Here is an 18,199-nt window from a genome sequence, read left to right as displayed (position 1 = left end):
CCCGATCACACCTTCCGCAGCAGCACCGTGGAGACGAGGTGGGTCGGGTCCTTGCGCAGCACCAGCGTGGCACGGGATCGGGTCGGGCGAATGTTCTGCAGCAGGTTCGGCTCGTTGATGCTCGTCCAGATGCTGCGTGCCTTTGCGCGGGCCTCATCCGGGGTGAGCGAGGCGTAGCGGTGAAAATACGACTTCGGGTTGGCGAAGGCACCGCGCTGAAGCTTCAGGAACCGGTCCTCGTACCAGCGGGCAATGTCCTGCGTGCGGGCATCCACGTAAATGGTGAAGTCAAACAGGTCGCTCACTGCCAGACCGTGGCCAGCCCCGGGCGGTTGCAGCACATTGAGTCCTTCGACGATGAGGATGTCGGGTTGCCGCACGACAATTTGTGCGTCGGGAACGATGTCGTAGCTGAGGTGTGAATAGAACGGCGCGCGCACCTCGGCGGCCCCGCTCTTGATGGCGCTGACAAAGCGCAACAGCGCCCGGCGGTCGTACGACTCGGGAAAACCTTTGCGATCCATGATGCCGCGGCGGGCGAGTTCGGCGTTCGGAAACAGAAAGCCGTCGGTGGTGACGAGTTCCACCCGGGGAGTGTCGTCCCAGCGAGCCAACATTTCACGCAGCAGGCGAGCCACCGTGGATTTACCCACCGCCACCGAGCCGGCAACACCGATGACGAACGGGGTTCGCTGGGCCCGTTCGCCCAGAAAGTCGCTCGTGGCCCGGTGAAGTTGGCGTGCTCCGCCGGCGTAAAGGTTGAGGAGCCTGCTCAGCGGGAGGTAGACATCCGTTACCTCGGTCACGTCCAGCGGCTCGCCGAGCCCGCGCAATTGCACGAGTTCGGTTTCTTTCAGCGGCAGTTTGGTGGTGGGCGCGAGGGCCGCCCAGTCGGCCCGATCAAGCTCCACGAAGGGGGTTGCGTGACCGGTATTGCGCACGCTGAACATCGGGTCGGACATTCCCCCAAGCTTAGTCCGACTAAAATCAAGCCCATGTGCGGAATCGTAGGTTATGTCGGTAACAGTAAAAGCGTCGAGGTCCTTATGGGCGGTCTGCGCAGACTCGAGTATCGGGGGTATGACTCAGCAGGCATCGCGGTTATTGACGATGACGGTGCGCTCACCACGGTGAAGCGCGCCGGCAAGCTCAAGGTTCTCGCCGACGAACTCGCGGCGCACCCGATCACCAACGGTGCCACCGGCATCGGCCACACCCGTTGGGCCACGCACGGTGGCCCCACCGACGAGAACGCTCACCCGCACCTCGGCGACAACGGCAAGCTTGCCCTCATTCACAACGGCATCATTGAGAACTTCGCGCCGCTGCGCGACGAGCTTTTGGCCGAGGGATACACCTTCCTGAGCGAAACCGACACCGAGGTGGCCGCCGTCCTGCTCGGCCGCGAATACCAGCGCGTCGGCGACCTGGGCGAGGCCTTCCGCGCCATCGTTAACCGCCTTGACGGTGCCTTCACACTTCTTGCCGTGCACCAGGACCAGCCCGGCGTCGTCGTGGGTGCCCGCCGTAACTCCCCGCTGGTGATCGGCCTCGGCGACGGCGAGAACTTCCTCGGCTCCGACGTTGCAGCGTTTGTCGAGTACACCCGCCGCGCCGTGGCCATCGGCCAGGACCAGATCGTCACCATCACAGCGGATGCCGTGACCGTGACCGACTTCGACGGCGTGAGTGTCGAAACCGAAGAGTTCGACATTGCCTGGGACGCCTCCGCGTCAGACAAGGGCGGCTGGTCCAGCTTCATGGCCAAGGAAGTCTCCGAGCAGCCCGACGCTGTGGCCAACACGCTGCGCGGTCGCATCCACGAGGGCCACGTGGTGGTTCCCGAACTCGTTGCTTTCGGGGACGACGTGCTGGCGGGCATCCGCCGTATCGTCATCATCGCCTGCGGAACGGCCGCCTACGCCGGACAGACCGCCAAGTACGCCATTGAGAAGTGGGCGCAGGTTCCGGTGGATGTGGAACTCAGCCACGAATTCCGCTACCGCGACCCGGTGCTCTCCGCGGACACGCTCGTGATCTCGATCAGCCAGAGCGGCGAGACCATGGACACGCTGATGGCCGTGAAATATGCCATGTCCCTCGGCGCCAAGACCATCTCCATCTGCAACACGCAGGGCGCCACCATTCCGCGCGAGTCCGATGCCGTGATCTACACGCACGCCGGCCCCGAGGTGGCCGTGGCGTCGACAAAGGCCTTCGTGGCTCAGATCTCGGCGCTCTACCTCTTCGCGCTGCACCTGGCGCGCGTTCGTGGCACGCTGAGTGACGCGGAGCAGCAGGAGCAGGTTGCCGAGCTGCAGGCCATTCCGGAGAAGATTGCCACCACCCTGCTCGCCGAGGACGCCGTTCGCCAGCTGGCCCGCTACATGTCCGACACCCGAGCGGTGCTCTTCCTCGGTCGCCACGTGGGCTTCCCGATCGCCCTCGAGGGTGCGCTGAAGCTCAAGGAACTGGCCTACATTCACGCCGAGGGCTTCGCTGCCGGCGAGCTCAAGCACGGCCCGATCGCTCTGATCGAGCCCGGCCAGCCGGTGTTCGTGGTGGTGCCGAGCCCCCGTGGCTCTGCGCACCTGCACCCGAAGGTGGTCTCCAATATTCAGGAGATTCGTGCCCGCGGCGCCCGCATCATCGCCATCGCCGAGGTGGGCGACGCCGCGGTGCTGCCCTTCGCCGACACCGTGATTCACATTCCGCTCGCGGCACCGCTGTTCGAGCCGCTGCTCGCCGTTGTTCCGCTGCAGATGTTCGCCATGGAACTGGCCATCGCGAAGGGCCTTGACGTGGACCAGCCGCGCAACCTGGCGAAGTCCGTCACGGTCGAATAGCACGAACGGATGATCCGGGGTATTGGTGTCGACATCGTCGACCTGGCGCGATTCACGCGTCAGGTCGAGCGCACCCCCGGGCTCATCCCGCGACTGTTCACCGAGGCCGAGCGTGGTCTGCCCGTGCACTCTCTGGCGGCGCGTTTCGCTGCCAAGGAGGCGCTCATCAAAGCCCTCGGTGGAAGTGCCGGCACCACCTGGCAAGAGATGGAGATCGTCTCCGATGATCTGGGCAACCCGGGTTTCGTGGTGCACGGCGCACTCGCGCTGCTGCTGGCGGCCCGGAATATCACCAGCGTGCACGTCACGATGACGCACGATGCGGGCGTGGCGTGCGCCTTCGTGGTGGCCGAGGGCGCATGAGCGAGCACAGGGTTGCAACCCCGGAAGAGATGCACCGGTTCGGACTCGACCTCGCCACGCACCTGCAGGCCGGTGACCTGGTGGTACTGACCGGCCCGCTCGGAGCCGGTAAGACCACTCTCACGCGTGGGCTCGGTGCGGGGCTAGCGGTGCGCGGGGCGGTGACGAGCCCCACGTTTGTGCTGGCACGCACTCACCCCAGCACCGTGGGTGGCCCACCGCTCGTGCACGTGGACGCCTATCGGCTCGGCAGCGCACTGGAACTCGACGACCTCGACATCGATTTTGCCCGGTCTATTGTGGTGGTCGAATGGGGTCGCGGCATGCTGGACGGAATCACTGATTCCTGGCTGGACATTGAGATCGAGCGACCCACGGGCGCATCTGCTGTGGAGTCGGCTCTCGGTGCGGCGTCGCCCGCAACCGACACGGATCTCGATCTTGATCTTGATCTCGACGAGCCCCGCACAGTGACACTCACCGGCCACGGGCCGAGGTGGCGCGCCGCAGGGTGGCCCGCACCTTAGGCTGAACGAATGGCTGACGACACTGCATCGATAGATTCCGTGAAACCCCGCAGGGGTGCACGCTACTGGATTGCGCTCGCGATCATCGGTGTGATCGGGGGGCTGCTATCCGGCGCTTTCGGTGTGGGTGGCGGTATCATCATGGTTCCGCTGCTCATCACCTTCGTGCACATGGATCAGCGCCGGGCCGGTGCCACCTCTCTCGTGGCCATCATTCCCACCGCCCTCGTGGGATCTCTCACCTACTACTACAACGATCAGATCGACCTCGCGGCCGCCGGCATCATTGCCGCCGGTGCCGTTGTCGGCGCGGTAATCGGCAGCATGCTGCTGCGTCGCATTCCTCTGGTGTGGCTGCGTTGGATGTTCATCGTGCTCATGCTCCTCGTGGCCGTTCGCATGGTGCTCCTCGTTCCCGAGCGTGGTGCCGAGGTAGACCTGAGCGTACCCGTCATCTTCGGCTACATTGCCCTGGGCCTCATCATGGGTATCGCCTCCGGCCTCTTTGGTATCGGCGGTGGCGTGATTGCCGTGCCGGCCCTGGTGGCCATCTTCGGGGTCAGTGACCTCATCGCCAAGGGCACGTCCCTCCTCGTACTGATCCCCACCGGGATCGTGGGCACCATCGCCAATCTGCGCGGCCACGTGGTGGATCTCCGTGCCGGCGTCGTGGTGGGTATCGCTGCTGTCGCGGCATCCGTTCCCGGTGTTCAGCTCGCGCTTCTCATGTCGCCGCGCGTGTCCAGCATTCTGTTTGCCGCGCTGCTCCTGGTGGCTGCACTCCAGCTCTCGGTGAAGGCTGTGAAAGCGCAGCGCAAGGATCGCGCCCCGCGCGAGAAGCGCGCCCGACGCCAGAAGCGCACCGCACGCACTCCACGTGTGAAGGGCTAGCAGTGCTTCTGGCCATTGATACCTCTGCCGGCACGAGTGTGGCCGTCGTTGACCTCGATCGCGGGGTGATCAGCGAACGCCGTGAGGCTGACACCATGCGCCACGCCGAGGTGATCGGTGGCATGATTCGAGAATGCCTCGACGAGGCGGGGATCACGGCCCACGACCTCTCCGGTGTGGTGGGTGGCATGGGCCCCGGCCCTTTCACGGGCCTCCGCGTGGGCATTGCCGCCGCTCGCGTTTTTGCACTTGGCGCCGGTAAACCCCTGGTGCCAGTGGTCAGTCACGATGCCGTCGCCTTCGGCGCCTATCACAGCGGCCATCAGGGTCCTCTTCTCGTGGTCACCGATGCGCGCCGGCGTGAGGTGTACTGGTCGGCCTACAGTGAAGCGGATGCTCACGGTGTGCCTCGTCGCATCGGCGCACCCGGTCTCGCCAAGCCTGCTGAGCTGCTCGAGACGTCTTTTGAGCACGTGGCTCTGGCGCGTCTGGACGCGGCAACGGTCTCGGCCGGTGACCTCGGTATGGTCGCTGAGTTCTCCTTCGCCGCCGGGCTACCCTTCGCGGCCGACGCCCCGCTGTACCTCCGGTCGCCCGATGTCACCATGCCCAACGGGCGCAAGCGGGTGAGCTGAGTGACCTGGCAACTGCGCCGAGCGACCGAAGCGGATGTTGACGCGATCATGGTGCTCGAAACGGGCATCTTCGACAACGATGCCTGGTCAACGGAGATGATGGCCCGGGATGTTGCCGACCCCGCCTGCTACTACCTGGTTGCGTTTCCCCCCGACGAACCCACGAACATTCAGGCCTATGCGGGTCTGCTCGCACCGCGGGGCGCCACCGAGGGTGATATTCAGACCATCGGGGTGTCCGCCGCGGTGCGCGGGCGTGGCCTCGGTCGCGTTCTCATGCTGCGCCTCATTGCCGAGGCGCATGCGCGCGGCTCCCGGCAGGTCTTTCTTGAGGTGCGAGCCGATAACCCCTCCGCTCAGGGGCTGTATCGGTCCCTGGGGTTTGAGGAGCTCGGCATCCGCCGCGGGTACTACCAGCCCGACAACGTGGACGCCCTTGTGATGCGTCTGCAGATCCCCGAGCCCACCGCTGCGCTCGCCACAACCGACATCAGCGAGGTCTGATATGAACCGCACCGAACCCCTCGTGCTCGGCATCGAAACGTCCTGCGATGAGACCGGCATCGGCATTGTGCGCGGCACGCGTTTGCTCTCCAACACCATCGCGAGTTCCATGGACGAACACGCCCGCTACGGCGGTGTTGTTCCCGAGGTCGCTGCCCGGGCGCACCTCGACGAGCTCGTTCCGGCCATCACCGCGGCGGTCGCCGAGGCCGGAATTCGCCTCGAAGACGTGGACGCCATCGCCGTCACGAGCGGTCCAGGGCTCTCCGGGGCGCTCATGGTGGGCGTCGGCGCCGCGAAGGCCCTCGCCCTGGCCCTCGACAAGCCTATTTACGCCGTCAACCACCTCGTGGGTCACGTGGGCGCCGATCTGCTGCGCACCGGGGCCGACGACGCCGAGGAACCCCTCGAATACCCCACCATTGCCCTGCTCGTCTCCGGCGGCCATACCTCGCTGCTGCTCGTGCGTGACCTCACGAGTGATGTCGAACTGCTGGGGGAGACCATCGACGACGCCGCGGGGGAGGCCTTCGACAAGGTGGCCCGCATCCTCGGCATGCCCTATCCCGGCGGCCCGCACATCGATGCCGCCGCCCTCACGGGTGACCCCACCGCCATCCGCTTTCCGCGGGGACTCAGCAAGCAGAAAGACATGGCGGAGCACCGTTACGACTTCTCTTTCTCGGGGCTCAAGACATCCGTTGCGCGTTGGGTTGAACAGCACGAGGATGCCGGACAGCCGGTACCCATCAACGATGTGGCGGCAAGTTTTCGGGAGGCCGTCGTGGACATTCTGCTCACCAAGGCCGTGGCGGCGTGCGTGGCCTACGACGTGCCTCGTCTGTTGCTCGGGGGTGGCGTGATCGCCAACCGGCGTTTGCGCGAGGTCGCCACCGAACGAACGGATGCCGCGGGCATCGTGCTGCGCATCCCGCCCCTCTCGCTGTGCACCGACAACGGCGCCATGATCGCGGCGCTCGGAGCCCAGCTCATCATGGCCGGACACGAACCGTCATCGCTGGATTTCGGGGCGGATTCCACGCTTCCGGTGAGCGAAATCCAAGCATAAATGGCGTCTCACCGAGCTAAATTCTGCAGAGCGCGATATTCTGGGACAGCTTCTACGTGTCTTTTTTCTGAGGAGGTCTCACATGTCTGATCCCACCAACAGCGTTCCCCCGGCCAACCCGCTGGGTTCGCCAGCGGCGCCCGTCAGTGCGCAGCCCGTACCCGGGTATGCCCCGCCGCGTCCGGTCTCCGGTCAGCCGGCAGGGCCCGGCCCCGACACCTTCAATGTGCTGGCGATCGTGTCGTTTGTCAGTGCCTTTGTGGTCTCGCTCGCGGCCATTATCTGCGGCCACATTGCGCTGTCGCAGATCAAGAAGACCGGGGAGAAGGGGCGTGGCCTTGCGATCGCCGGCTTGGTGCTCGGCTATGTCGGATTAATCGGTGGCATCATCGCGGGCATCATCCTCACACTGTCCTTCCTGGCTCTGGCGTCGAACCCGGAGATGCGCCCGCCGGGCTTGTAGTCATCCGGCTGCCGCAGCACCCGCACCATCAGCTCCCGCACCAAGTGAAAAGGAACCAACGCCATGAGTGACCCCACGACCCCGCAGGTCCCCGACGTTCCCCAGTTGCCCGAGGTGCCTCAGGTCCCCGACGTGCCCCAAGTCCCCGAGGTGCCGCCCGTCGCGCCACCTGCTGCCGCCTACGGAGCGCCGGCCACTCCTTATCAGTCACAGCCATACGCGGGGGCGGCCCTGAAGAAGTCGCCGATACTGAGCATCCTGGCTCTGATCGCTGGTGTCATCGGCGTGATCGGTTCGCCCATCGCCATCATTCCCTTTGTTGGCGGATTCCTCGGGCTACTGTTCCCGGTGGCCGGAATCGTGTTGGGCTTCCTCGGCAAGAAGCGAGAGACCGCAGCGAAAGGCTTCTGGCTCACCGGAATCATCACCGGTTTCATTGGTGTGGGGCTCATGATTGTGAGTTTTGTGCTGTGGGGGCTGCTCTTTTCCCTCGGCAGCGCGTACGACTACGACAACTTTTGATTCACGCACGAGGCACCACGGAGGACTGCAATGAACGGAGCTCACCGCGACGCTGACGCGGTCGACGACGATTACCGGGTTGACCACACGCGCAGGCCGGCACCGTCCGGCGGTGAACTCGCGTGGGAATCCACGATGACCGCGCCCACGGAGTGGGTGCCCTACGTCTTCACCGACGCGGAAGTGCACACGCACACCACCCGTCGACGGCTCTCCCTCACGTCGCTGGTGTGTGGGCTCGTGGGTCTGCTGCTCGGAATCATCGGCGTCTGGGGCATCTTCGTCTCGGTGGCCGCCATCATTCTGGCCCTGATCGCGCGCACTCTGGAGTACCGCGCCAAGGTGCTGTGGATGAGCGGTCTTGTGGCCGGTGTTGTGGGTACCGTGCTCGCCGTCGGCTGGTTTCTCTACGTCACCCAGGTGGTTCTGGCCTGACCTAGGCAAACAGGTCTAGCGCACGCGCTCCACGAGCAGCGCAACACGGTGGCCGGCGGCGCGGGTAAGAATGAGGGTGGCCGATTCCGGTCCCTTGAGCTTCAGGCGGGTGCGCAGCGTGGCCGGGTCCACGTCCACACCGCGTTTCTTGATCTCCAGCGTGCCGATGCGTCGCTCCTGCAACGCCAGCCGGAGCTTCTTCTCGTCCACCGGGAGCGCCTCCAGCACGCGAAACGCGCTCGCAAACGGTGTGTGCACCAGCGTTGGGGCCGTGAGGTACGCAATTCCCTCGCTCAGCATCTCCGCCCCCAGCGTGCGAGCCAGATCGCCGATCAACCGAGCTCGAATGACGGCGCCGTCCGGCTCGTAGACATAGTTGCCGAGTTCGCCCACCGGGGCATCATCACTGTCCGCCGTTGCGGTCATTTCCACGGCTCCCGTGGCGGTGAGGAGCAGGGCCGACCGACGGATGCCGTCGCGAGCGAGAGCGCCGAACCAGAGGCCCATCTCCACGAGTTGGCCCTCCACCGACACCCACTGCGCCTCGGCTTCCACCGGGATGAGATCGCGATCGTGACCCGGCCCGAGTTTCACGCCCACGGGCATCCGTGTGGCTAGGCCAAAGGCCCAGTCCAGGGAGGGGGAGTAGTCCTCGGGGCGGGTGATGCGGGAGGTGTTGGTGTGGCCACCAGTGCGGCGGGCCGGGTCGAGCCAGGCGGCGTCAAAATCGTCGAGAGAGACCTCTTCGGCGGGGGAGTGCTGCACGCTCGCTTGCGGGAACGGAGCCAGGTTGTAGCTGGCCACGGTGGCGGTAACCTCGTCGGCATCAACGGCCGTCACGTCGAGATCGATTGCGGCCATGGCCATGGCGTCGCCGCCGATACCGCAGCCGAGGTCCACGATGCGGGGTGCCCGGCCGAGACCCGGGCGCAGGGCGGCAAACCGGCCGGCGTGCAGGGCCGCGACGCGCAGGCGAGTGGCCTGCTCAAGCCCGGCCTCGGTGAAGAGCATGCGGCTGGCAAACTCGCCAAACTTGGCACCGGCCTTCGCGCGCAACCGGGACTGACTGAGTGCTGCCGCCACGAGACCCGGTGCATGGCCCGCCTTGCGCAGCTCGCTCACCACACGCACGACGTCGATGGTGTCATAGGGCGGAAGGGAGTCCAGCAGGCGTAATCCTTCGGGCGAAAGCAGCTCGACGAGCTCGGTGCGTTCCATTGAATAAACCTATCAATTGCGCTCGGGTCTGGCACTCACGTTGCGTGAGTGCCAGAAGCGCCCTAAGCTCGATTTAGCACTCTCGTTGTGAGTCTGCTAACCCAATCTTCGTAAAGAAAGAGGTCAACCGTGTCGGTCTCCATCAAGCCGCTCGAGGATCGCATCGTCATCAAGCAGGTCGACGCAGAGCAGACGACCGCGTCAGGTCTCGTTATTCCTGACACCGCCAAAGAAAAGCCCCAGGAGGGCGAAGTTGTTGCTGTCGGCCCCGGCCGCATCGACGACAAGGGCAACCGCGTCCCCCTTGACATCGCCGTCGGCGACAAGGTGCTCTACTCCAAGTACGGCGGAACCGAGGTCAAGTTCGGTGGCGACGACCTGCTCGTTCTGTCGGCTCGCGACGTTCTCGCGGTCGTTGTTCGCTAGGTAGCTTTTCGCGCGTGCTCCACCAGTACAACGAACTCCCGAATGGCCTCGCCGTTCGGGAGTTTTCTGTACCCCGTGTGTGTTGCACTTCATATTGCACACTTGCGACTGGCTTGACGGCGCTGTAGACAGGACATTGTTATGACGGATGCTGCACCCACCCCCACGCTGTCGGCTCCCGCCGTCGCCCCGGGCCGATCCGAAAACAGTCGCGGACTGCTCTACGGGTTTCTTGCCTACGGTCTCTGGGGAGTTCTTCCCCTCTACTTTCTGCTGCTGGCCCCCACCGGTGCCGTCGAGGTCGTGGCGTGGCGGGTGCTGTTCTCGCTGGTCTTCTGCCTGCTCCTGATCACCTTCACTCGCAAGTGGGGCGCGCTGCGGCACGTGCTCGGTCAGCGCCGGGTCATGCTCACCATGGGCTTGGCCGGCCTGCTCATCTTTGTGAACTGGCAGACCTACGTGTTCGCCGCGATGACCGGTCACGTGGTGGAAGCAGCGCTCGGCTACTTCATTAACCCGATCGTCACCGTGCTGCTGGGAGTGTTGGTGCTGCGTGAACGGCTGCGGCGCATCCAGTGGATTGCTCTAGCCATCACCGTCGTTGCCGTGATCGTTCTCACGGTGGGCTACGGCACACTGCCGTGGATATCGCTGGTTTTGGCCTTCTCCTTCGGGTTCTATGGCCTCATGAAGAAGCGGGTGGGCACCAGCGTTGACGCCGTCACCGGGCTCACGCTGGAGACGGCCTGGCTTGCACCCGTTGCCATCATTCAACTCGTGGTGGTGGCCAGCCTGTCGGGCCTCACGTTCGGTACGGTATCCACGATTCACACACTGGGGCTGCTCGCGGCTGGTGTGGTGACGGCCGTTCCGCTTTTGCTGTTTGCTGCCGCGGCGCGTCGTCTCCCACTGACTGTGCTCGGGCTTATTCAATTTGCGGCACCCGTGCTGCAGTTTCTGGTGGGTGTCTTCATTTTGAACGAGCCGATGCCCGCGGAGCGCTGGGTGGGGTTCGCCCTCGTGTGGGTGGCGCTGATCATCCTCACGATTGACATGGTTGCCGCGGGCAGGGTTGCACGGCGAGCGTCCCTCGAACCGGTCTGATCCCCCAGTACGCTCGGGGAAGATGTCTAGAGAGGACTTCGATGCCCCGCGCCGTCTTTTTTGCTGCCCTCGTGGCCGCAGTGATTGTCACCGCACTCGCCGGTTGTTCCGCGCCCGAACCGGTGATGCCGTCTGCAACCGCCACGCCCGCGGCCACGGTGCCCACCGGTGACGGTCTGCTGCGTATCGGTACGCTCTTTCCGCTGACCGGTGATCAGTCCGAAAGTGGCGCGGCTCAGGTGGCCGGCGCCGAGGTGGCAGCGCGTGAAATCGACGCGCAGGGTGGGGTTTTGGGCCAACCGATTCAACTGATCCATCGCAATTCCGCCGGGGATGAGGCCGCAGCCCTCGAAAGCCTCGCCGGCCGGGCAGTGGACGCGGTTCTCTGGAACGCGCAGACAGCGGCGCGGGCCGAGCTCGGGGCATCCGTTGCTCCGGCAGCCCTGTTGTCGTTGAACGACCTGGTCAACGGTGGCACACCGCTGGCCGTGAACGAGGACTTCGCCCAGCGGCTGAAGACGGCCGATCCGGGGCTCCGTGACACGGCTGGAGCGGCCGAAGCCTACGACGCCGTGATCGCCACGGCTCTGGCAGCCGTCGTCACCGGTGACGACGGTGCTGCGTCCTTGGAATCCGGCTGGGTCGCCGTGCTGCAGGGGCCGGCGGTGTGCACCTCGTGGGGGGAATGCCTGCTCGCGCTGCAGGAGGGGCAAACAATCGAATATCAGGGCCTCACGGGCAGTCAATCGTAACGATTTGGTCGCTTTACGCAGTTGTAACACGTAATTCATGGAACAAGTCTCCCGGACTGTTTATGGTGTCATAACGGCAGTCACCCGTCTGCCATCAGTACTTCTTTCACATACCCTTACTCCCAAGGAGCAACATGAGTGTTTTCGCGAAGGCACCAGCCTCACGCTCACTTCGTGCCGTATTTACTGGAATTGCCATGGTTGGTGTGAGCGCTTTGATGCTCACTGGATGCGCCTCGGGTGCGAGCACCACTCCCACCGATACGGCGACCACCGCTGAGAGCGGTGACGCCAAGACCGTTGAGGCTGGCACCCGTGACCTCACCCTCAAGATCGGTACCTTGCTTCCACAGAGTGGTGGCCTCGCTTTCCTCGGCCCGCCCGAAGAAGCCGGTGTGCAGCTGGCCGTGAACGACATCAACGACTCCGACCTCGGCATCACCGTTGAGGTCATCAAGCGTGACTCCGGCGACACCACGACGGACACCGCCACCACATCGGTGACCGACCTGCTCTCGCAGGACGTAACCGCGATTGTGGGAGCAGCATCCTCCGGTGTCTCCAAGACCGTCATCGACCAGATCACGGGCGCAGGCGTTGTGCACTTCTCGCCGGCGAACACGTCGGCCGACTTCACCACCTACGCGGACAAGGGCCTGTACTTCCGTACGGCGCCGTCCGACATCCTGCAGGGTGAAGTTCTCGGCACGCAGATCGCCGAGGACGGCAGAAGCACCCTCGGCCTGATTGTTCTCAACGACGCGTACGGAACCGGCCTGGCCGACACCGTTACGAAGACGTTCGAAGAAGCGGGCGGATCCGTCGTTGCGACCTCCCTGTTCAACGAGGGAGAGACCAACTTCACCTCCCAGATCTCCGAGGTCACCGCCGCCAACCCCGACGCGATCGCACTGATCACGTTCGACCAGGCCAAGATCATCACTCCGGCACTCGTGGGCTCCGGTTTCTCGGGCGAGAACCTGTACTTCGTTGACGGTAACCTGTCTGACTACTCCGGTATCTTCGCTGAGGGCCTGGTCACCGGATCCAAGGGCACGCTGCCCGGACTCGACGTGGCCAAGCTCGGTGACTTCACCACGCGCCTCCTCGAGGTGGACCCGTCGCTGAAGGACTTCAGCTACGCGGCCGAGTCGTATGACGCCGTCATCCTGATTGCCCTCGCTGCGTACGCGGCGAACGACACATCAGGTCAGTCGATTGCCGACTACCTCCGCCAGGTTTCCGGTGGAACCGGTGATGGCACCACGGTCACCGACTTCGCAGCCGGTGCTGCCGACCTCACTGAAGGTACGCAGGTCGACTACGACGGCTTCTCCGGTCCGGTCACGTTCGACGAGAACGGCGACCCGACCGAGGCCACCATCGGCGTGTACGAGTACAACGCCGACAACACGTACAAGCGCATCAACTAACATCCGCTCGAACACAAGGGCCTCGGCATTCGCCGGGGCCCTTGTGCGTGCCCTCAGCGCATCGCGAACGCCGTGCGCGCATGACCGCGCCGCAAATGGGTGGCCGCTACGACCGTTACCGTGGCGCCCACCGATGTGGGGGGCGCCGGTCCGCGAGTACCGTAGCGCCTACCGACAACGGGCGCGGTGGTGCTGGGAAGCTCGCGTGTTCGGCGGTTACTGCGTCGCGGAGGTGATGTCCGGCGCTTCGAGCCGCACGCGGTCGGCCGATTCGTCGTCGGGCTGCTGCTGCGACGCCCGCTCCGCAGCCACACGGGTGAGGTAGAACGTGATCTCCCGTTCCACCTGCGCCTCGTCCCAGCCGAGGACGCCCGCCATCAGCCGAGCCGCAACCGGGGCTGCCGAGACGCCGCGGTCCCACGCCTCAATGGAGATTCGGGTGCGCCTGGCGAGAACGTCATCGAGGTGCAGGGCGCCCTCATGCGAGGCGGCGTACACCACCTCGGCACCGATGTAGTCGTCGGCACCCGGTAGGGCCTCGGCGAGTGAGGCATCCGCTCGAATGAGATCGAGCAGCTCGTCGGTGAGGGTGCCGTAGCGGTTGAGCAGGTGCTCCACGCGCACGGTATGCAGGCCGAAGGCACGCGCGATTTTGCGTCGCTTGTTCCACGCTGCCTGGTATCCCTCCGCGCCGAGCAAGGGGATGTCGTGGGTTGCCGACGCCGGAATCTTGCCGTCGAGCGCATCCACGGCCGCATCGACCGCGTCCTTGGCCATGATGCGATACGTCGTCCACTTGCCGCCCGCGATCACCACGAGGCCGGGCACCGAGTGTCCTACGAGGTGCTCGCGCGAGAGCTTGGACGTCTGGTCGGATTCCCCGGCCAGCAACGGCCGCAGCCCCGCATACACGCCCTCCACGTCTTCACGGGTGAGCGGAACGGTGAGCACCGAGTTCACGTGCTCGAGAATGTAGTCGATGTCGGCCGCTGTCGCGGCGGGGTGAGCCTTGTCGAGGTGCCAGTCGGTGTCGGTCGTGCCGATCAGCCAGTGCCGACCCCACGGAATCACAAAGAGCACGCTCTTCTCGGTGCGCAGCAGCAGACCCATGGCTGACTGAAAGCGGTCGCGGGGAACCAGCAGGTGAACGCCCTTGGATGCGCGTACCTTGAACGTGCCACGCTCACCCACCATGCGCTGGGTGTCGTCGGTCCACACGCCCGTGGCGTTCACCACCTGCTTGGCGCGCACGTCGAAGCGCTCACCGGTCTGCAGGTCGTGAGCATGCACGCCCACCACACGTTCGCCCACCTTGATAAAGCCCTCCACGCGCACCCGACTTGCGGCGTGGGCACCATAGAACGAGGCCGTGCGCACGAGGGCGGCCGCGTACCGGGCGTCGTCAACCTGCGCGTCGTAGTAGGTGATCCCGCCGATCAGGGCGTCGTGGGCGAGGCTCGGCATGAGCTTTTGCACCTGCCCCTTCGACAAGTGACGGTGGTGCGGCACACCGGGTGAGCGCCCGCCGGTGTACGAAAAAATATCGTAGAGCAGCATGCCCGCGCCAATGTAGACCCGCTCGGTGACCCGCTTCTTCAGCGGGTAGAGAAAACGCACGGGCTTTACCAGGTGCGGAGCGAGCCGCTGCAGCAGCAGGCCACGCTCGGTGAGTGCTTCGCGTACGAGGCGAAAGTCGAGCTGTTCCAAATAGCGGATGCCGCCGTGCACGAGTTTGGACGACCGGCTGGACGTTCCCGATGCCCAGTCTCGGGCTTCCAGAATTCCGACGCTGAGCCCGCGGGTCACCGCGTCCATGGAGCAGCCCACGCCCACAATGCCCCCGCCCACGACCAGGATGTCAAGCTCTTTGGTCTTCAGCTTCTCGAGGGCGGCCTCGCGCTCCTCGGGACCCAGTTTCGTGGACCGTGTGACTGAATTGCGTGGGACCGATTTCTGCGAGGCCATGTGCGACTCCCTGTCTACCGAAGCGGTGCGTGACTCCTGTGTCACACCGACACTGTGTGTGGACAGTGTCGGTTCCCCTTCGACGTTACTTTACTCCTGCCCTTATTTCACCGGGTAGGGCGCAACAACTACCTCGACGCGCTGGAATTCCTTCAGGTCGGAGTAGCCGGTGGTGGCCATGGAGCGTTTGAGAGCCCCAATAAGGTTGGCCGTTCCGTCGGCTGCCGGAGCCGGTCCGTAGAGGATCTCTTCGAGCGGCGCTACGGTGCCCACCTCGACGCGCTTGCCGCGCGGAAGCTGGGGGTGGTGCGCCTCGGCGCCCCAGTGGAATCCGCCACCGGGGGCATCCGTTGCGCGCGCCAGAGCGGTACCGAGCATGACGGCGTCGGCGCCGCACGCGATGGCCTTGACGATGTCGCCGGAAGTACCCAGACCACCGTCGGCGATGACGTGCACATAGCGGCCACCGGACTCGTCCATGTAGTCGCGGCGGGCACCGGCCACGTCGGCAACAGCGGTGGCCATGGGGGCGTGGATGCCGAGGGTCGCGCGGGTGGTGGAGGCTGCGCCGCCACCGAAGCCCACGAGTACACCGGCCGCGCCGGTGCGCATGAGGTGCAGCGCGGCGGTGTAGGTGGCAGCGCCACCCACGATCACCGGAACGTCGAGTTCGTAGATGAATTTCTTGAGGTTGAGCGGTTCCTGGTTCTGAGACACGTGTTCGGCGGAGACCGTGGTGCCACGAATCACAAAGAGGTCGACACCGGCGGCGACAACGGTTTCGTAGAGTTCCTGGGTGCGCTGCGGCGACAGGGCGCCGGCCACGGTGACCCCACCGGCGCGAATTTCGGCCAGGCGTGCGGTCACGAGCTCGGGCTTGATCGGGGCGGAGTACATCTCCTGCAGGCGGGCGGTGGCCTTGGCCTCCGGGAGCTTGCGGATCTCAGCCAGTAGCGGCTCGGGGTCGTCGTGACGGGTCCAGAGGCCTTCGAGGTCGAGAACACCCACGCCACCGAGCTGACCCATCATGATGGCCGTCGTGGGGGATACCACGGAGTCCATTGGTGCGGCCAGCACGGGAATAGCAAACTGGTACGCATCGATCGACCAGGAGACGGAGACGTCTTCCGGGTCTCGGGTGCGCCGACTAGGCACCACCGCAATGTCGTCGAAGGCGTACACGCGGCGGGCGCGCTTGGAACGGCCGATCTCGATTTCCATACTCACACAATCAGTTTAGGTGCAGCCACCGACACGTGGTGCCCCGCCCGAGCTATTGATACGACTCGGGCGGGGCACCAGCGAAACCGGCTTAGCGTCGGTAGTTCGGGGCTTCCACCACGATTTGCACGTCGTGCGGGTGAGACTCCTTGAGCCCGGCAGACGTGATGCGCACAAACTTGCCCTGCTGCTTCAATTCGGCAATCGTGCGGGCACCCACGTAGAACATCGACTGGCGCAGGCCACCGATGAGCTGGTATGCCACCGCCGACAGGGATCCGCGATACGGAACCTGCCCCTCAATACCCTCAGGAATGAGCTTGTCGTCGGTGGGAACGTCGGACTGAAAGTAGCGGTCCTTCGAGTACGAGGTCTTCGACCCGCGAGTCTGCAGGGCACCGAGGGACCCCATGCCGCGGTAGGCCTTGAACTGTTTGCCGTTGACAAACACGAGGTCGCCCGGGCTTTCGTCACAGCCGGCCAGGAGGGAACCGAGCATGACGGTGTCGGCGCCGGCCACCAGAGCCTTGGCAATGTCACCCGAGTACTGCAGTCCACCGTCAGCGATCACCGGCACGCCGGTCTCCCGGGCGGCGAGGGACGCCTGGTAAACGGCCGTGATCTGCGGCACGCCCACGCCGGCCACGATGCGGGTGGTGCAAATCGAGCCGGGGCCCACGCCCACCTTGATCGCGTCGGCACCAGCGTCGATGAGTGCCTGAGCGCCCGAACGTGTGGCCACGTTTCCGCCGATCACGTCGACATCGGCAAAGGCCTTGTCACTCTTCAGGCGGCGGATGATCTCCAGCACGCCGGCACTATCGCCGTTAGCGGTATCGACAACGAGAACATCGACACCCGCCTCGAGCAGTGCGGTTGCCCGCTGCCACGCGTCACCGAAGAATCCAATGGCCGCACCCACGCGCAGACGCCCGGTGTCGTCCTTGGTGGCGAGGGGGTATTCCTCGCTCTTGTCAAAGTCTTTCACCGTGATGAGCCCGGTGAGCTTGCCCGCGGCATCCACGAGGGGAAGTTTTTCGATCTTGTGCTTGGCGAAGATGGCCAATGCGTCTTCGGGCGGCATGCCCACTTTGCCGGTGATGAGTGTGGAGGTGGTCATGACGTCGCGCACCCGTGTGGTGTGCTTGTCGGCCTTGGGCACAAACCGCATGTCGCGGTTGGTGATGATGCCTACCAGCACGCCCTCGTCGTTGATGACCGGCAGTCCACTCACGCGGAACTGCCCGCAGAGGGCGTCAACCTCGGCAACGGTGGCATCGGGCGAAGTTGTTACCGGATTGGTAATCATGCCGGATTCGCTGCGCTTGACGAGGTCAACCTGTTCGGCCTGGTCTGCAATGGACAGGTTGCGGTGCAGAATACCGAGCCCACCCTCCCGGGCCATGGCGATGGCCATGCGGGTCTCGGTGACGGTGTCCATGGCGCTTGACAGCAGGGGAGTGGCAACGTTGATTCGCTTCGTGAGACGCGACATTGTCACTGCCTCACTGGGAATCACGTCGGTATGGCCCGGCAGGAGCAGAACGTCGTCGTAGGTAAGCCCGATGAATCCGAACGGATCTGGCTGATCCATAAAACCCCTTACTCGTGTGTACACGTATTACTCGTAGCGAAAATGACCCCGCCGGCACGCGGCACTGGGCTTAAAGCGGTCCTTCAATGTTAAGCGAGATTGGGCGTCGCGCATTCCGTTTGGGGCGGTCTCGAAATAAACTTGGTGTGCCGGTGATTAGTTACGAAACATATAGGACATAATCGGCAAGTACTGTCAACAACGGTGTTGGCCGTTAGGCCCGGCGCCCGC

Annotated in this window: 19 protein-coding genes; 14 read left to right on the top strand and 5 right to left on the bottom strand. The window is 64.7% G+C overall.

Annotated elements, in window-relative coordinates:
- Window positions 1-5: 5 nt before the first annotated feature.
- Complete coding sequence (coaA, locus tag H4V99_RS13560; RefSeq protein WP_280679145.1) at window positions 6-962, bottom strand: type I pantothenate kinase; 957 nt, start codon at window positions 960-962, stop codon at window positions 6-8.
- A 33-nt stretch (window positions 963-995) separates the two neighbouring features.
- Here coaA and glmS point away from each other — a divergent pair, with 33 nt between their 5' ends.
- From glmS to H4V99_RS13510, 10 genes are all read left to right on the top strand, one after another.
- Complete coding sequence (gene glmS / locus H4V99_RS13555; RefSeq protein WP_280679143.1) at window positions 996-2,846, top strand: glutamine--fructose-6-phosphate transaminase (isomerizing); 1,851 nt, start codon at window positions 996-998, stop codon at window positions 2,844-2,846.
- A 9-nt stretch (window positions 2,847-2,855) separates the two neighbouring features.
- A complete protein-coding gene (locus H4V99_RS13550) occupies window positions 2,856-3,209 on the top strand; it encodes a holo-ACP synthase (RefSeq protein WP_280679140.1) in 354 nt (117 codons plus the stop codon).
- Entirely contained in the window at window positions 3,206-3,736 is a 531-nt protein-coding gene (gene tsaE, locus H4V99_RS13545) for a tRNA (adenosine(37)-N6)-threonylcarbamoyltransferase complex ATPase subunit type 1 TsaE (protein WP_280679138.1), read from the top strand. The genes H4V99_RS13550 and tsaE overlap by 4 nt, the downstream gene beginning before the upstream one ends.
- Window positions 3,737-3,745: 9 nt before the next feature.
- Window positions 3,746-4,627 (top strand): sulfite exporter TauE/SafE family protein, encoded by an 882-nt coding sequence (locus H4V99_RS13540; RefSeq protein WP_280679136.1) that lies wholly within the window; start codon window positions 3,746-3,748, stop codon window positions 4,625-4,627.
- A 2-nt stretch (window positions 4,628-4,629) separates the two neighbouring features.
- Window positions 4,630-5,262, top strand: coding sequence for a tRNA (adenosine(37)-N6)-threonylcarbamoyltransferase complex dimerization subunit type 1 TsaB (gene tsaB / locus H4V99_RS13535; protein ID WP_280679135.1), 633 nt, complete (start codon window positions 4,630-4,632; stop codon window positions 5,260-5,262).
- Window positions 5,263-5,766: a ribosomal protein S18-alanine N-acetyltransferase gene (gene rimI, locus H4V99_RS13530; protein WP_280679133.1), complete on the top strand. Its 504-nt coding sequence runs from the start codon at window positions 5,263-5,265 to the stop codon at window positions 5,764-5,766.
- 1 nt (window position 5,767) lies between these two features.
- Window positions 5,768-6,835, top strand: a complete 1,068-nt coding sequence (gene tsaD, locus H4V99_RS13525; protein ID WP_280679131.1) for a tRNA (adenosine(37)-N6)-threonylcarbamoyltransferase complex transferase subunit TsaD — start codon at window positions 5,768-5,770, stop codon at window positions 6,833-6,835.
- A gap of 82 nt (window positions 6,836-6,917) precedes the next feature.
- Complete coding sequence (locus H4V99_RS13520) at window positions 6,918-7,298, top strand: DUF4190 domain-containing protein (RefSeq protein ID WP_280679129.1); 381 nt, start codon at window positions 6,918-6,920, stop codon at window positions 7,296-7,298.
- A gap of 63 nt (window positions 7,299-7,361) precedes the next feature.
- Window positions 7,362-7,820, top strand: a complete 459-nt coding sequence (locus tag H4V99_RS13515) for a DUF4190 domain-containing protein (RefSeq protein WP_280679127.1) — start codon at window positions 7,362-7,364, stop codon at window positions 7,818-7,820.
- A gap of 30 nt (window positions 7,821-7,850) precedes the next feature.
- Window positions 7,851-8,255 (top strand): hypothetical protein, encoded by a 405-nt coding sequence (locus tag H4V99_RS13510; RefSeq protein ID WP_280679125.1) that lies wholly within the window; start codon window positions 7,851-7,853, stop codon window positions 8,253-8,255.
- Between the two features lie 15 nt (window positions 8,256-8,270).
- Here the strand turns inward: H4V99_RS13510 and H4V99_RS13505 are convergent, their stop codons facing one another.
- The gene (locus tag H4V99_RS13505) at window positions 8,271-9,473 is read right to left on the bottom strand and encodes a class I SAM-dependent methyltransferase (protein ID WP_280679123.1); all 1,203 of its coding nucleotides are present in this window, start codon (window positions 9,471-9,473) and stop codon (window positions 8,271-8,273) included.
- A 129-nt stretch (window positions 9,474-9,602) separates the two neighbouring features.
- Between H4V99_RS13505 and groES the strand changes: the two genes are divergently transcribed.
- The 4 genes from groES to H4V99_RS13485 all read left to right on the top strand — a co-directional run bounded on the left by groES (window position 9,603) and on the right by H4V99_RS13485 (window position 13,188).
- Complete coding sequence (gene groES / locus H4V99_RS13500) at window positions 9,603-9,899, top strand: co-chaperone GroES (protein ID WP_035840685.1); 297 nt, start codon at window positions 9,603-9,605, stop codon at window positions 9,897-9,899.
- A gap of 141 nt (window positions 9,900-10,040) precedes the next feature.
- Window positions 10,041-11,003: an EamA family transporter RarD gene (rarD, locus tag H4V99_RS13495; protein ID WP_280679120.1), complete on the top strand. Its 963-nt coding sequence runs from the start codon at window positions 10,041-10,043 to the stop codon at window positions 11,001-11,003.
- Between the two features lie 41 nt (window positions 11,004-11,044).
- Entirely contained in the window at window positions 11,045-11,755 is a 711-nt protein-coding gene (locus H4V99_RS13490; protein ID WP_280679118.1) for an ABC transporter substrate-binding protein, read from the top strand.
- A gap of 134 nt (window positions 11,756-11,889) precedes the next feature.
- Entirely contained in the window at window positions 11,890-13,188 is a 1,299-nt protein-coding gene (locus H4V99_RS13485) for an ABC transporter substrate-binding protein (protein WP_280679116.1), read from the top strand.
- A gap of 216 nt (window positions 13,189-13,404) precedes the next feature.
- Here the strand turns inward: H4V99_RS13485 and H4V99_RS13480 are convergent, their stop codons facing one another.
- The 3 genes from H4V99_RS13480 to guaB all read right to left on the bottom strand — a co-directional run bounded on the left by H4V99_RS13480 (window position 13,405) and on the right by guaB (window position 17,968).
- Window positions 13,405-15,153 (bottom strand): glycerol-3-phosphate dehydrogenase/oxidase, encoded by a 1,749-nt coding sequence (locus tag H4V99_RS13480; protein ID WP_280679114.1) that lies wholly within the window; start codon window positions 15,151-15,153, stop codon window positions 13,405-13,407.
- Between the two features lie 102 nt (window positions 15,154-15,255).
- A complete protein-coding gene (locus H4V99_RS13475; RefSeq protein ID WP_280680136.1) occupies window positions 15,256-16,374 on the bottom strand; it encodes a GuaB3 family IMP dehydrogenase-related protein in 1,119 nt (372 codons plus the stop codon).
- A gap of 91 nt (window positions 16,375-16,465) precedes the next feature.
- Complete coding sequence (gene guaB / locus H4V99_RS13470) at window positions 16,466-17,968, bottom strand: IMP dehydrogenase (protein WP_280679112.1); 1,503 nt, start codon at window positions 17,966-17,968, stop codon at window positions 16,466-16,468.
- Window positions 17,969-18,199 lie beyond the last annotated feature (231 nt).

Origin of the sequence: Cryobacterium sp. CG_9.6, from assembly GCF_029893365.1 — a bacterium.
Lineage (GTDB): Bacteria > Actinomycetota > Actinomycetes > Actinomycetales > Microbacteriaceae > Cryobacterium.
This window is presented reverse-complemented; position numbering and strand designations above follow the sequence as displayed.